At 45.0% G+C, this 14,759-nt stretch carries 12 protein-coding genes; 2 read left to right on the forward strand and 10 right to left on the reverse strand.

The window, feature by feature from the left end; genetic code table 11:
• The first annotated feature begins 198 nt into the window (after positions 1-198).
• Together HRU42_RS18225 and HRU42_RS18230 are read left to right on the forward strand one after the other, a co-directional pair.
• Positions 199-978 carry a PepSY domain-containing protein gene (locus tag HRU42_RS18225; RefSeq protein ID WP_295033166.1) on the forward strand — a complete coding sequence of 260 codons (780 nt, stop codon included), beginning with the start codon at positions 199-201 and terminating at the stop codon, positions 976-978.
• Complete coding sequence (locus HRU42_RS18230; protein ID WP_295033168.1) at positions 978-2,849, forward strand: 2Fe-2S iron-sulfur cluster-binding protein; 1,872 nt, start codon at positions 978-980, stop codon at positions 2,847-2,849. The genes HRU42_RS18225 and HRU42_RS18230 overlap by 1 nt, the downstream gene beginning before the upstream one ends.
• 80 nt (positions 2,850-2,929) lie before the next feature.
• On the opposite strand, the gene HRU42_RS18235 is transcribed toward HRU42_RS18230, so the two are convergent.
• From HRU42_RS18235 to HRU42_RS18280, 10 genes are all read right to left on the reverse strand, one after another.
• Positions 2,930-4,897, reverse strand: coding sequence for an ATP-binding protein (locus HRU42_RS18235; protein WP_295033170.1), 1,968 nt, complete (start codon positions 4,895-4,897; stop codon positions 2,930-2,932).
• A complete protein-coding gene (locus HRU42_RS18240; protein ID WP_295033171.1) occupies positions 4,887-5,195 on the reverse strand; it encodes a hypothetical protein in 309 nt (102 codons plus the stop codon). The genes HRU42_RS18235 and HRU42_RS18240 overlap by 11 nt, the downstream gene beginning before the upstream one ends.
• Positions 5,196-5,207: 12 nt before the next feature.
• Complete coding sequence (locus tag HRU42_RS18245; protein WP_295033173.1) at positions 5,208-6,407, reverse strand: EAL domain-containing response regulator; 1,200 nt, start codon at positions 6,405-6,407, stop codon at positions 5,208-5,210.
• Positions 6,404-7,366: a helix-turn-helix transcriptional regulator gene (locus HRU42_RS18250; RefSeq protein ID WP_295033175.1), complete on the reverse strand. Its 963-nt coding sequence runs from the start codon at positions 7,364-7,366 to the stop codon at positions 6,404-6,406. The genes HRU42_RS18245 and HRU42_RS18250 overlap by 4 nt, the downstream gene beginning before the upstream one ends.
• Positions 7,367-8,369: 1,003 nt before the next feature.
• Positions 8,370-10,436 (reverse strand): ATP-binding protein, encoded by a 2,067-nt coding sequence (locus HRU42_RS18255; protein ID WP_295033177.1) that lies wholly within the window; start codon positions 10,434-10,436, stop codon positions 8,370-8,372.
• Complete coding sequence (locus HRU42_RS18260; RefSeq protein WP_295033179.1) at positions 10,426-10,728, reverse strand: hypothetical protein; 303 nt, start codon at positions 10,726-10,728, stop codon at positions 10,426-10,428. The genes HRU42_RS18255 and HRU42_RS18260 overlap by 11 nt, the downstream gene beginning before the upstream one ends.
• Entirely contained in the window at positions 10,712-11,926 is a 1,215-nt protein-coding gene (locus HRU42_RS18265; protein ID WP_295033181.1) for an EAL domain-containing protein, read from the reverse strand. Before HRU42_RS18265 ends, HRU42_RS18260 begins: the two co-directional genes overlap by 17 nt.
• Entirely contained in the window at positions 11,923-12,891 is a 969-nt protein-coding gene (locus tag HRU42_RS18270) for a helix-turn-helix transcriptional regulator (RefSeq protein ID WP_295033183.1), read from the reverse strand. Before HRU42_RS18270 ends, HRU42_RS18265 begins: the two co-directional genes overlap by 4 nt.
• A gap of 639 nt (positions 12,892-13,530) precedes the next feature.
• A complete protein-coding gene (locus tag HRU42_RS18275) occupies positions 13,531-13,809 on the reverse strand; it encodes a hypothetical protein (protein WP_295033185.1) in 279 nt (92 codons plus the stop codon).
• Between the two features lie 46 nt (positions 13,810-13,855).
• A partial coding sequence (locus HRU42_RS18280; protein WP_295033186.1) for a TolC family protein occupies positions 13,856-14,759 on the reverse strand: 904 nt, incomplete at its 5' end.

The following is a 14,759-nucleotide window of genomic DNA, read 5'->3' on the forward strand; positions in this document are numbered from 1 at the left end:
TTGAGACGAGTATCGAATAAATCATACTCAATCTATTCACTCTGTTACATTTTTATTGCGCGCGTAGCAGGCATTTAGTTTACATTGTTGGCTGCATCTTTTAGGTGCGGGTTACTCGCTCAATCGCTAGTTTGGATATTATAATAACAAAGGCACTGGCTATGACTGGTGCGGTAAAGTCTACAAGGGAAAACAACAATGAACTTATTGAAAATAAGTCGTAAATACCATAGATGGCTGATGCTATTTGTGGGTGTGCAGTTTGTGATCTGGTCCGTTTCTGGGGCCTATATGGTGATCTTCGATATTGATTATATTCACGGCGACAGCTTGGTGGAAAATCATCAGACTAAGATCAAACAAGATAACATAGAATATCCCTTAGCCAAGCTGATCCAGGCTTATCCCGACGCCAAACGTCTGGAAATGGGCGTATTTCTCGACAAAGAGGTGTACCGCTTCAAGCAAGGCGAACAAGATTTTCTAATCGATGCTCATACGGGGCAAGTATTGTCTCCGCTTAACCAAACAATGGCAGTCAAAGCCGCTCAACACTATTACACTGGTGACGGTGAGGTCGCAGAAGTTGAGTTAATCACCCAAGACCCCCCTTTCGAGCTCAGCCGCCGGGTGTTACCCGCATGGCGGATAAATTTCGATGACTTTGGCAGTCCCTCTATTTATGTCTCGGCCGAGACAGGCAAGCTAGTGAGTAAGCGTCATGAGTTCTGGCGCACCTTCGATCTTATGTTCAGCCTGCATGTGATGGATTATGAAGATGAAGACCCCGGCAACTGGTTGTTATTCTGGTTTTTACTGTTTTCTCTAACGGCTGCTATTTTGGGTCTTATTTTAACTTACTTCAGAGTCTTTAAGTCAGGCTCGGATGAGGGGGACTCGGTTGACTCCGATGACGGCGATGGCTCAGATAAGCGTTCTGACTCAAGCAAGACCTCTGTAAATCAGGAGGCCAGCTAATGCTATTGATTAAGAAAATCCATAAATGGTTATCGCTTCTGGTTGGTTTGCAGCTACTTATTTGGCTCGGTACAGGCTTGTATTTTAATCTTATGGACCCCCTAGGAGCCTCGGGCAATCAGTATCGGGTACGCGTCACCGAACCCAGTGCTGATTTGACTCAACTTGTGGAGCCAAAACAGGTATTACACACTTTCAAAGGCTCAGTCACACTGTCGCAAATATCATTATTGGCTAAACCTTACTATTTGCTCACCCATGATAAAGCACTCTATTCATACTTTAACAATGACTACACCTTGGTCGATGCGTTAACGGGTAAACAAGCGTTTGTCGATGAGACCATGGCAAAATCACTGGCGATCGCGTCATATAAGGGGCCTGGAAAAATAGTCAGTGCCGTTAAACGAGGGCCACCCTTTGATGACAGGCTAAAAGAGAAAAATATTCTCTGGCGTATCGATTTTGACGACGAGATAAACACTCGGGTCTATCTCGATGCGGGCTCTGGCAGGCTCGCGGCGCACACCAACGATGATAAACGCATCGTCGATATCGCCTTCATGCTGCATTTCATGGATTATGCCGAGGAACGCAGCTTTAACAATGTTCAAATTATCGTTTTCGCCGTTTTCACCCTGTTTTTCGCCTTTACCGGCCTTATCTGGACCATAGAGTTAGGCTTCAATGGCCAATATACCTTGGCATCTCTATTTGGCGGCCGTTTCGCTAAAACCAAGAAAATAAAAATTTACGACAAACACTCGAAGAGCTTGGGCAAGCTGGCCATGTCCAGTCATGAAAATCTACTCGATAGCCTGATCAATCATGATATCGCCCTACCCTCGACGTGTGGCGGGGGCGGGACATGTGGCCGATGTAAGATAAAAGTGGAGTCTAAGGTTAAGATGACCTCGGCGGATAAGAGTCAGTTGAGCGAGCAAGAGTTGCAGGCGGGTTACCGTTTAGCCTGTCAGCATAACAGCGACGAGCTTAAGCAATTGACCTTGGTCGATGTGACTAAGGCGGCGAGCCATGAATTGCGCTTGATAAGCAGTGAGTTTATCAGCCCATATATTAAGGAGCTGCGCTTTAAATCTGTCAGCGGTGAACGGCTTGAATTTAAGGCCGGCGCCTTTATGCGCTTCTTCATCCCGGCGGCTCAATCTAGCTCTATTCCCGTCGATTTACCCGCAGAATTACTGCACCATTGGCAAGAAGTGTTACACATGGACTACGAGCACTTAGCCTGCAGCCGTAACTACTCCCTGGCTAATGGCGATGGTCAGACCGATGAGCTGGTGTTTACCGTGAAGATTCAGACGTCGCCAAACCAGGAGGTTAAACCCGGTATTGGCTCGAGCTACATCTGTAATCTAGCGCCAGGAAAAACCATAGAAGCTGTGGGTCCATTTGAGGAATTCTTCGCTATAGACTCTGATAAAACAGCTTCAACTTTGCCTATGGTGCTAATAGGTGCAGGCTCAGGTATGGCGCCGCTCAAAGCCTTGATAGAGGAGCAGCTGATAAAATTTAACAGCTCACGGCCAATACATTTCTATTTCGGCGCCCGTACTCAGGCGGATCTTATTTACCGAGACGCTTTCATGCAACTTGCGGCCACCTTCCCTAACTTCAGCTACATTCCTGTGCTGTCACGGGTCACATCGACCGAGGGAAATAACTGGGATGGGGCGAGAGGATATGTACAGGAGCATCTGGCAGAGGACCTGAGCACAGAATTTACATCGTCATTAGATAAGGCCGAGTTTTATCTGTGTGGCCCATCGGCCATGATGAGCTCGACCATAGAGTTATTAACATCAAGAGGCGTTAACAGCAGCCAGATAGCGTTCGATGAGTTTACTTAAATTATCCGTTTAATGACAAGCCGATAAAACAAAGCCCAGCATACCTTAGCTGGGCTTTTTCTGATCGCCTAATGTATTAATTATACCAGCTTGAGTTTTAGATCCAGCAACTCCATAAACACCTCTAAATACAGCGGTTTTCGCAGGAAGCTAATGTCGGGGTAAGCATCGGCATTAGGCATCTCACTCCTGTCATTAGCCGATAAGATAAAGTAGTGAACCTTGCGTGTTTGATGCTGCTGCATCTGCCCAATTAAACTGATACCATCTATTTTAGCTAGCCTGTAATCCATGACGACAATGTCTGGCTCGGATGCCTTGAAGGCATCGAGCACCTGATCTTCGTCTTGAAATGTATTCACCTTGAAGCCTCCAGACTCGAGTATGCTGCCGCAAACCTCCAAGTTGAATCTATTATCATCGACCAATAATAGAGACAAACCTGATGAGCTCGCCTGAGTGCGGTCTCGAACGGGAACCTTTACTGGCTGAGTCGCTGCACTCTCTTGCTGGCTTGGATATCGAATCTCAGGGGCGGCGCACTGATAAGAGGTTAACTCGGAAGAGGCGCGGCGATATGGGAAACGAAACAAGACGAGTGTGCCTCTGTTGTTCTGACTGCGAATGCAGAGGCTGCCGCCGATTTGTTCTAACACTTTGTTGCAGGTATAGAGGCCTATGCCGATCCCTGACTGGCTGTTAGCATGTCCAGTAGGATCGGTAGTGAAGGGATGCTTTATGGCTCTCAACGCCTGACGGGACATGCCCTTACCTGAGTCTTTCACGGCCACGCGCACAAAGTCCTGACCCGCCACAGACTTTAGGCTGACATCGAGTAGGATTTCATTGCCGCCGCTGTACTTAAAGGCGTTATTGATAAAGTTGGTGGTGAGTTGGAAAAACTTAGTGCTGTCTAGGCTTATGTTTCCCGCCACATTTTCTGCCATATTGACGATTAGATGCTTATCTTGAATTTGACCGAAGGCGCGATAATAGTCAAGTATGTTATTGATTTCACGAGCAAGATTAACATCCCTATAGTCTAAAGTTAGCTTGCCGACCTCGGCTTTAGCAAAATTAAGCGTATTCTCTGCGACGCTGTTGAGCAGATTGGCCGACCAGATGATTTTATCTAAGGTGTCTTGGGTCGACATGGAGCCGCTGTCATTATCTTTTAGCATTTGACTGTAGCCTAAGACTGCATTGATAGGCGTACGGATCTCATGGTTTATGGTCGACAGCAGGGCGAGTTTAGCCTGGGTCTCTATAGTCATCAGGGTCAATCGTAAATGACTGCGGATCTTATGGCACATGAGTAGGGTTAGGCTTCCCCCCATGACTGTGGTGAATAACACCAGCAGAAGCAATTGGTATATTGACCTAGGCGGAGCGATTGACCAGGCTAAGATTCTGAATTTTTTATTGTACTCTGGGGACTCTCTCGCATAGCTCCCTTGAAACTTAAATAAGGAGGCGATGCCAGTATTGGCGTCATCCTGACAATATTCATTGTTAAATTGAGTGTCCATTAAGGTCAGTCGGGCACAGATTTCTAGGTGTATGTCTAACCTATTTTGCACAATAGCATGTGGGATTGCGTACACCAGAAACGGCATATTGGGTACATCGATCTTCACCGTGATGCTGGTGAAGCCTTGCATCACGTATTCCGGCTGCCCGTATGGGTCGATCTCCATCTTGCCGGCTAATGTACTGAGCGTAAACTTGTCATCAGACAGGTATTTAATCTGGACATTATCGTCTAGGGTAAATGCAACGGCTGAGTTTATCTTCAACAGTTTGTGGGAGAAGACGGTAAAATCTTGCTTGTTAACCGACAAGGAGGTGTTAAACAAGGAGATTAATGCGCCAATCATGATCTTATGTTGCAACAACATGTCGTGAACCGAGGCGAACACCAGCTCGGATTTACGTTGAAAGTCATCTTCGTATTCTTTATAGGAGTAGTACACTATAGTGAAGTTGACCAATATGGTGATCAACAAACCTATGATGATACAGACCATAGCCGAAAACCTAGATTTCACACTTAACGACCTTAATTTCATTCTGAAGGATTAAAATAGCAAACATCAGCTCAGGTTTACTCTGGACATCGTAAATAAAAGCCTCATTTTGAAGCATTAAATAACTACAAATCCCCTTTAGCTGGTGGGCTACAGATGAGATCTGTGTCAGCTCTGAGGCATCTAACCGCCGAGCCTGAACAAATAAATGGTCTAACTCTTCGCTGAGTACACCAAGCAGATACAGCCTCTTGTCTTCATGCTGCTGGTTGAAAAATGCGAGTATTTTATGATGAATAAAATGATCACCGCTATCCATAGCCTCTCCCTATTATTGACTGTAACTTTCTACCCAAGCCGTCACATAACGGCCTTCTATCGGTGGACTAAAATAGTAGCCTTGGGCTATTTCACAGCCTAAACCTCTCAATAAATTCAACACACTCAATGTTTCTACTCCTTCGGCAACTACTTTCACTCTTAGCTTCTTGGCTAAGGCAATTGTCGACTCGACGATGGCCAAATGTTTGGCATTTATGTCCAAATCTGAGATGAAATCTTTGTCGATCTTAATTTCATCGAATGGAATATTATCGAGACGGTCGAAGGTTGAGTAACTTTTACCGAAATCATCTAACGAGATGGTGATATCGTTGATGATCAACTTAGCAATGGATCTCAGTAGCAGATCTTGATCTATGGTTTTTTGGGACTCCGTTAACTCCAATATAAGATGAATATTGGGCTGCTCATGTTTCTTTTTTATCACATAATTAATAAAGGTTTCACAAAGCAGATCTTCTGCACTGATATTAATCGAGAGAGAGTATTGTTGCAAATTTGGGCATAACTCCCATTGAGTCATCGCCTGATCTAACACTAGCTGTGAGAACTGGCAATTCAATCCAGCCTCGTTGATCAAAGGAATGAAGCGGTCGGGATAGAGAAAACCATCGCCCTGGATACATAACCTTGAGAGCGCCTCGAAACCCACTATCGAGCGACTGCCGATATCGACCTTGGGTTGATAACAGAGGATCAGGTTATCTTGATTGAGTAAGGCCCCAATGTCCTTACTAGTGACTTTATCTATGGCCGAGACGAATTCAGGTTCCTGTTTACGAGCCTTGTATTTAAGGGCTGTAAGTAAGGAAAACAAGTGACCGATATCCACTGGCTTTTGAAATACGCCGACTAGGTTCAGGTTAAAGTTTTCGGTAATATGACTGATCAGCTCTAAGGTTCTAAAATCTGAGCTGCTCACCACAGCCAACGGGAGTCCGTGGCAGTCACTGCATGTGGCCATATGATTGATGATGGACAGGCCATCGCCGTTATCCATCTTAAGATCCGCAATCACCAGATCAAATTGCTCTGCAGCGGGCAGAGGGCTATTTTTGAGCAAGTCTATCGCTTGATTACCACTATCCGCCTCGAAAAATTGTATGGGATGCTCATTGACCAAGGTCTCGAAATCAACTTTTATCGATTCTCGAATAAAACGTTGGTCATCCACTATCAGAATATTCATCTTGCTTGTTTTCCTTTAACGCCTACATCGATTATCTGGTTTAGATTCGAAGGAGAGATGACTGCTAACTTCAACAAGAACCGATTTGCCATCACTTCAGAACGACTGACCAGAAATGAAGTGATGTCAACCTTGTTTTTCCCTTTAGACACTGATTTAACTTTAAAAGGCGATAATTTAGCCCCATTTAGCTTTTTAACGAAGCTGTCATCACAGGTACTGAAACTCAGGTATGTAAGATGCTTCTGACTGGCAAAAAAGTACATATAGATAGACATCAAGCTGTTCTCTACCTGGGTTGTAGCCCCCGCAGAGGACAGGACTAAGACCGCATTATCTTGGCCCTGAGCACCCTGATGCACAATATCCTGTAGATTAATCTTGAAATTTAACAACTCGAGGATCATATGATTCCTTGTCTCCATAAAGAGACAATGGCCGATTATCTGGCCGCCAAAGGCGGTCGCCACATTGATTTTAAGCTTAGCGAGTTGCTCTCTCTGGCTATCTATCTCGTCGAGGTTCAGACAAGGGTTGCCCTCATATTGGAGAATCATCCCTAAAATCAAGTGAAAACAAGGGTGCTCATTGTCTATCTCTTCGATGAGATACGCATCACTACGATAATAAAGATGACACGATTTACGCTTGTTGATCGGTAGCGCCAATAGCTTAGTACACTCATTAAGAAACTCATTGTCTTTGCCGTATATGTCGACTAATTCATGATTATACAGTTCAACAATTTCAGCCTGCTTGGCAAGCGAAGGTATGTTTACCCCCCTCTCCCAGCGGCTCACCGTGATCGTATCCAGATTATAAAAGAGACTGCTGTTCTCCCTTAAATGCAGACAAAATTGCTCTTGAGAAAGGTCATTATGCTGTCGAGTATTTCTTAAAAAGATAGAGAACACATGACTGTCTTTATCGCTTGTGTAGCAGTAAGCTGTAGAGTTCATATCGTGTTCCATTGGTTGTACTTATATTTTTTAACAGATCCAAGTATTCATCTTTATTGATGTCATCAATCCGTTCTGGATGCATTTCTGTGTAAATTATCCACATACGATGGAGTTTTCCGATAACATATAGTCCTGTTACCTGCTCATCAACCATATTTTCTCCCAGGTTTTCAATCATCCTTAATTGTTAAATTAATAAAATATGAGTTTAGAACATTCTAGATACACAGGACATTGGCAAGTTGGTTGCTAATTTAAAATTGAAATGCCTACAAGCCAATTAAAAGTATATGCATCATTAATACGATATATAAAAAATAGATAAACACCCCTGTTTTTAAAGGGTTTTTACACATCTTACCTAACAGCTAAAATCCTCTCGTTATATCCTAATATCAGTTATTTTTGTGCAATAGCGTGTCGATTGAGAGTTTTCTTGATAACGAGTCTATGGTGTACTTTGATGATGAGTCGAGTACACCATATAACAAGACTGATTCATTTGTTAACTATCGCATCGACCAGTTAACAATCACAAGAGTTTCTCAACACTCCTTCAGCTTACCATTTGGGCATTTATTTACCACCTTAACGTAGCGCAAAGATATTCTATTTTGGACTCCAGATGATGATATGAAATAACGACTAAAAATACAGGATTATTAAACAATAGATTGCAGAGTCGGCAAAAACTAAGCCAACAGGCCCCTTGGATGTGTCCATTTTGCACAGCAATCGCAACTATTTCATCGACAGGCCCCCCCGCCGGATATCAATTGAGCGGAGTCCAACACCTTGGGGATGCGTCCGGTTATATTCAGTCGATTCAGTCCCTGTTCTTGTTGAGCCTGGATGGTGAGTGCTGAACGACTGAAGAGTTCATGGCATCGTTAGCCTCAAAGTAGGCGCGACGCCAGTGCTGCAATATGCCAGTGGTTATTGCAATAGCTAGCCTCTATCGTTTACAACGGCTAACAGCTTGGTCATCATTTAAACAAGGCTAACTCATTCCCGTCGTCCTAGTGTCTGGGTAGCGTCTATCCAACTCTTTAAGTAGGCGCCCCACATTCAGTGGTTTCTGCAGAAAGCTAACGTGCTGATATTGCGCATATTGAGGGATTTCCAGCTTATCATTAGCCGACAAGATGAAGTAATGTGTCGATGGCTTGGCTGTCGCTGCCGACAAGGCTTGTTGTGCGATCAAGTCGTCGATGAGGGCTAACCCATTGGTATCTTCGAGCCTATAATCCATCAGCACTATCTCGGGTGTAACCTGACTACAGTATTCTAGGGACGATTGAGCGTTATTCTCGCAAGATACACTGAAACCATATTGCTCCAGGCTGGCCTTGGCCACCTCTAAATTAAACAGGTTATCATCGACCAATAAAATGCTTCTACTCCTGTGTTTATTTAACCGCTTGTTGAAATTGAGCCCACTATCTTGAACACGAGTATTTATAACCCCATTATCCATAACTTGAGTATCCGCAACCTGAGTCCCATTATCCCCCAGCCAGATAGGTCCAGTGCTGGAGGATGTTTTAATTGACGCTAGCTCTTCAATTGGGTCCTCAGTCGATTCTATGATCTGATAAGGAAACCGGATAATAACCAAGGTGCCTTGATTTGTTCTACTGCGGATGCGAATTGAGCCGCCCACGCTTTCGAGCATTTTCTTACAGATATAGAGGCCAATACCTAAACCCGATTGCTTAGTGGTCGAATTGTGGAGCCGGGTGGCAAAGGGCCGAGCGATGGCCGCTATGGAGGCTTTTGTCATGCCTTCACCGAAGTCGCGAACACCGACTCGAACGAATCGTGTACTGCCATGGTGCTTTACCCTCACATGACAGTCGACATGATCACCGGAGCTGTACTTGAACGCGTTATTGATGATATTGGTGATCACCTGGAATAACTTAGTACTGTCGATAGAGATACATTCGGGCAGAGTCTGGTTAAGCACCACATGTAATTCTCTGTCGTGGGTCCGGCTAAAGGCCGCGTAGTAGTCTGTTATATCGTCTATCACTTGCCTTAAATTTGTCGTCTGCTGGTTGAGACTAAGCTCTTTAATGCTTGCCTTACTGAAATTTAGGCTATTTTCCGCAACACTATGGAGTAGGTTTGCCGACCAAATTATCTTGTCGATGGTCGCCTCTCCCCGTGAACAACAGCTTCTCTCCTTGAGCATTTTACTGTAGCCCAGGACCGCATTGATCGGCGTCCTGATCTCATGATTGATGGTCGATAACACCGCCATCTTGGACTCGATCTCGATTCTCATGTTGTACAAGGACAAACTTTGCTCTACCTTGAAGTACATTAACACCGAACATCCGACACCTATGGTTAAGCGCAGCAAGATGGCGAAAAAAAACGCGCCAATGTCCGCCGACGAAACCAAAGACCAGGTGCTCAAGGTATAGACAGTGTCTCTAACGGGTGATTTCAACTTATCCAGTAGGCTTTGATTGACAAACAGGGATTGCAGCAGGCTAGGTGTATTTTCTTCACAATAGCGGTTGTTGAATACCTGCTTGCGCACGGTCAACTCGATGCAATATGTATCGAAGTTATTTAATGATTCCAAGATAGTCACGGGGGGGACCAGATAAACCAAATAAGCCATCGCTGAGGAATCGATGGCAACGGTGTGGGTGAGGTAGTTGGCCAACTCGAAGTCCGGCCCGCCATCGCGATTTTCGAAGAATGTACCCTCTGCTGTTTGTTTGGCAAAATTTGGGGCCGAGATATAACCCAGATTGTGCTTATCATCCAAGGTAAAGGCTATGCCTGATTTTATCTCGAATAAATCTCTGGTGAAACGAGTGAACTCCTCCTGGGTAACCCGTTCTGAGGCTTTGAAGAAGGATTGAATCGACTTCAACATGAGTGCATGTTGTAACACAGACTCATGGGTCATGATAGACGCCACATCGTGCCTCCTTTCATTGACCATGTGAAAACCATGCAGAGTTCGACTCCAGTGTAGCCAGGTCAGTGTCAGGGTAACCATCAGTCCGAGCACCAGGCAGAACGTAGAGTAATGCTTATATTTCATCGGCTATAGCCAGAATATTATCGTGTAACGCTTGCAGCGTGAGCCGTAGCTCAACCAAATTTTGCGTTTGGTTGACAATAACCAGCTGTTCTATATTCAGATAACAACACAGGCCCCTGAGCCTGTGCCTGAGTTTACCAAGCTCTAGGGGGAGCTGATGCGTTGCCAGTAATAACCCCTCGACCTCCTCGAGTAAGAGGCCATATAACTTGCTGCGGCTCCTTGTCTGCTGACGTTGAAAAAAAAGCCGCATATGATAACGGATCTGCGCACCATTAATGAGAGACGACACTCAAGCCTCCCGCGAGGTAGTCTTCGACCCAAGAGCTCACATAACGTCCCTCTATCGGCGGGCTGAAATAATAACCTTGGGCCAGGTTGCAACCAAGATGCTTCAGCCTGTTGAGGACGGTCAAGGTTTCCACGCCCTCAGCCACCACCTTGATCTTGAGTGTGTTGGCCAGGGCTATGGTCGACTTCACGATGGCAAGATGTTGATTATTGCTGTCGAGATCACTGACAAAACTTTTATCTATCTTTATCTCATCGAAAGGAATGCTATCTAGCCTGTCGAAGGTAGAGTAGCTCTTGCCAAAATCATCGAGAGAGATGCTAATATCATTGATAATTAACTTGGCAATGGAGGCTAACACCCTGTCCTGTTGGAGAGTGTCATGGGACTCTGTGAGCTCGAGGATCAATTTTGTGCCGGGTATGCAGAGCTTCTTACTGATCACGAATTCAATAAAGTCCGGGTCTATCAAGTCTTCCACCGTGATATTGACCGATAATGCATAGCCTTTGAGTTGCGGCGACAATTGCCAATGGGTTATTGCCTGCTGTAGCACGAGTTTCGCCAACACAGTGCCTAAACCAAGTTGCATGACTGGCGGAATAAATTTATCCGGATAGATGAAGCCATCTCCATTTTGACAGAGCCTGGCAAGCACCTCGAAGCCCACTAGCTCATTGCTGGCTATATCTATTTTGGGCTGGTAGCACAAGATAAGATGTTCATCGTTGATTAATTTGACTAATTGATCTACCGGCAATGCATCCGCCGTGTACTCAGAGTCTGGCTTAACCGAGTCATCGAGCGCGCGCAGCTGTTGTAATAACAACGCCACGTCGACAGGTTTTTGATAGACACCCACTAGATTTAATTTATACCTTTGAATGATCTTGACGATCAGCTCTAGGGTGCGTTGCTCCGAAGAGCTAATGATGGCGAGAGGGATCTCCATGCTATCGACATTGGTCGCTATGTAGTCGATCACCGCCAGGCCATCACCATCCTCCATCTTGAGATCGATTACGATGAGATCCAGCCTCGATGAGCTAATACCCGCCTGATGTCCGATGATCGAGATGGCTTCATAGCCACTTTCAGCCTCAAGAAATACACACTCTATGCCTAAACAGCGACTGAAATCGGCCTTTATTGATTCACGAAGGAAGCGCTGATCATCAACAATTAATATTCGCATCATAGACTCTGCTCTCTGTTCGCTATGGTTTTGAGTAATGTTTTCAGCCTTGAGCTGGAGATCACCGCCAGTTTGAGTAAGAAGCGGTTAGCCATCACCTCCGAGCGACTGATTAAGAATGAGCTTATGGTTACATGGGCATCATAGCTCGGGCAGGACCTCTTCTTGAATAAGGTCAGTTTCACTATTGTCAACTTTTTAATCAAGCGGTCATTGCGGAGACTAAAACACAGATATTTGAGCTTCTTGCTGAAGGCAAACTTATTTAAACAGACTGACATCATGGTGTTTTCTATCTGGGTGCTCGCCCCAAATGAAGACAAAATAAGCATACAATCGTCGGCATCCTTTGAACGCGTTCGTAACACTTGCTGTAATCCAGACTCGCAATTGAGTAATTTGAGCAACTCATGAGAACTGGTATACGTATATAGGCAATGACCAACGACCTGCTTGCCGGAGGCATAGGCTACCTGGATTCGCAAGGGTTGCGACAAGTCGGCGCCGATATTGTCCAGACAGTCTTCTATGCAGGGGTTGCCTTCATATTGTAAAATCATATTCATAAAAAAACGGTAGTTGTGGTGATCGACGCTGATCTGTTCGACGCTGTACTCTTGATCACAATAGTAGGGGTGGGCAGAGCGATTTGCTTTTAAATCAGCGGGATAATCGATTAAATTCAAGCTTTCTGTGATAAATTGCTGGTCATTGCCATACAGGTCAAACAACTCTTCACCGAACAATTCTACAATTTCGGCCTGTTTTGCTAATGAAGGAATGTTGATCTCCCTCTCCCAACGACTCACTGTGATCGTATCTAAATTATAAAAGAGACTGCTTTGTTCCCTTAAATACAGACAGAATTGCTCCTGAGAAAGGTCATGATGTTGTCGAGCATTTCTTAAAAAGATAGAGAACACATGACTGTCTTTATCGCTTGTGTCGCAGTAAGCTGTAGAGTTCATATCGTGTTCCATTGGTTTTGCTGATATTATTTAAAAGGTCCGAGTATTCATCTTGATTGATGCCATCAATCCGTTCTGGGTGCATTTCTGTGTACATGATCCACATACAATGGAGTTTGCCAACAAAATATAGTCCTGTAACGTGTTCATCAAGCATACTTCACCCCGAACTTACAAACATTCATTAATTGTTAAATTCAATAACATATGAGTGTAAAACATTCTTGATACTCGGGACATTGGCAAGTTGGATCCGAATATCGAACTGAAATGCCTACAAGCCAAGTCAATGTATATGCATATAAAAACCTTATAACGAGTCGTCTAACAAAGCTGTTTGCACAGGGTTTATACATTTTTAACATGTAATGCTCAGTGCTTCATACTTTATTGACCACATTAACAGGCTGCACCCACACAGTAACAATAACAATTATTCAATTGGAACATTCAAGTGATGACTAGGGGATATGGGTAGGAGTAAGAGTAAGTAGGCAAACTCCTATATTGGCAATATATTTTATCAGGTGTAGGGCTAGCTGAAATAGTCGGTAGTTTGCATCATCCATATAACGTTGAAAATATATAACATTTTCACCTGAAAAATTTTTTCACGGCGACAAGAAATGTCGCCATAAACTACGCCAATAGTCCCCTTGGATAGGCCCATTTTGCACAAAACTCCCACCCATTTTCTCGACAGACCAACCCCGCCTGATATCGATTGAAGCTGAGTTTCACACCTTGGGGAAGAGTCGATGGCGCTGCGTGATTGGCTTCTTGTATTCTAGAATCCAACGCTTGAGACGTGACACTCGACAATGCCCCGATGACAATCAAGGCAATTAACCAAGCCGTGGTGAAAACCCTGATTGAACTCAATTTACGTTTACATCTTGGTCTAGGTATAAAGGCCATCTACCACTCCGTGAATATCTGTATTTGCCCAAAAAATTGGCTCATGTTAGCCAGAGGGATCTTGCACCGAATCCCCTTCGTCTTGGCTCATATTTTTCTGACTTAACACGCCGCCACCGAGTGCCCGGTATAAGGTGATCATGGATATCAGCCGGTCACGTTTGACCAGACTCAAGCTGAGCTGGGCGCTAAACAGACTCCGCTGTGCATCCATAAGATCCAAGGAGCTAGCGACCCCGTTACGATACCTGAGCATGGCAAGACGGTTATATTCAGTCGATGCGGCAACTAACTCTTGCTGCGCCTCGATGGCGAGCTCTGAACGTCTGAAGCTGTTCATGGCATCGTTAACATCAAAATACGCGGCTAGCACAGTGCCACGATAAGTCAGTAATGCCTGCCTGGCCTCCTCTTGAGCAATATCGTAGCGGGCTGCTATGCTGCCGGCATTGAAAATTGGCGCCGTGATCCCACCCAGCAGAGACCAGGTGAGTCCCTCACTGTCGAATATACTACTCAAGTTGTCGCTTTCCCTGCCATAGGTCCCAGTGATGGTAAACGAAGGGAAGAAAGCCGTTTTAGCTAGGCCCACGTCGGCATTGGCCGCGATCAAGGCCTGTTCAGCCAGTTTGACATCCGGACGCTGAGATAACATCTGTGACGGCACGCCGACGGCGAAGGTGGGTGGAAATAGATTGCCGTTAGACTGAATTTCCGCTGGCGATTTGACCACCAATGGATAGCTAAACTCGCCGAGTAATATGCGAAGCTGATTCCCTTTCGCCTGTCGTTCAAAATCCAGATCCGGCAGTGTGACTCTGGTGCTCTGGTACTCGACTTCGGCCTGACGCACCTCCAAGCCGGAAATGACACCATTTTCCTTGCGTAAACGTGCAAGATCACGCTCTTTTCGGCGTAACTCGACCGTATTCAATGAGATCTGATACCTG

Source organism: Shewanella sp. (assembly GCF_013214165.1).
Classification (GTDB): domain Bacteria; phylum Pseudomonadota; class Gammaproteobacteria; order Enterobacterales; family Shewanellaceae; genus Shewanella.

What these genes read in the sequence shown, in the direction of transcription:
- HRU42_RS18225 (WP_295033166.1), top strand. Translation starts at nt 199, where the DNA reads ATGAACTTATTGAAAATAAGTCGTAAATACCATAGATGGCTGATGCTA.
- HRU42_RS18245 (WP_295033173.1), bottom strand. Translation starts at nt 6,407, where the DNA reads ATGAATATTCTGATAGTGGATGACCAACGTTTTATTCGAGAATCGATA.
- HRU42_RS18240 (WP_295033171.1), bottom strand. Translation starts at nt 5,195, where the DNA reads ATGGATAGCGGTGATCATTTTATTCATCATAAAATACTCGCATTTTTC.
- HRU42_RS18265 (WP_295033181.1), bottom strand. Translation starts at nt 11,926, where the DNA reads ATGATGCGAATATTAATTGTTGATGATCAGCGCTTCCTTCGTGAATCA.
- HRU42_RS18230 (WP_295033168.1), top strand. Translation starts at nt 978, where the DNA reads ATGCTATTGATTAAGAAAATCCATAAATGGTTATCGCTTCTGGTTGGT.
- HRU42_RS18270 (WP_295033183.1), bottom strand. Translation starts at nt 12,891, where the DNA reads ATGAACTCTACAGCTTACTGCGACACAAGCGATAAAGACAGTCATGTG.
- HRU42_RS18250 (WP_295033175.1), bottom strand. Translation starts at nt 7,366, where the DNA reads ATGAACTCTACAGCTTACTGCTACACAAGCGATAAAGACAGTCATGTG.
- HRU42_RS18255 (WP_295033177.1), bottom strand. Translation starts at nt 10,436, where the DNA reads ATGAAATATAAGCATTACTCTACGTTCTGCCTGGTGCTCGGACTGATG.
- HRU42_RS18275 (WP_295033185.1), bottom strand. Translation starts at nt 13,809, where the DNA reads ATGGCCTTTATACCTAGACCAAGATGTAAACGTAAATTGAGTTCAATC.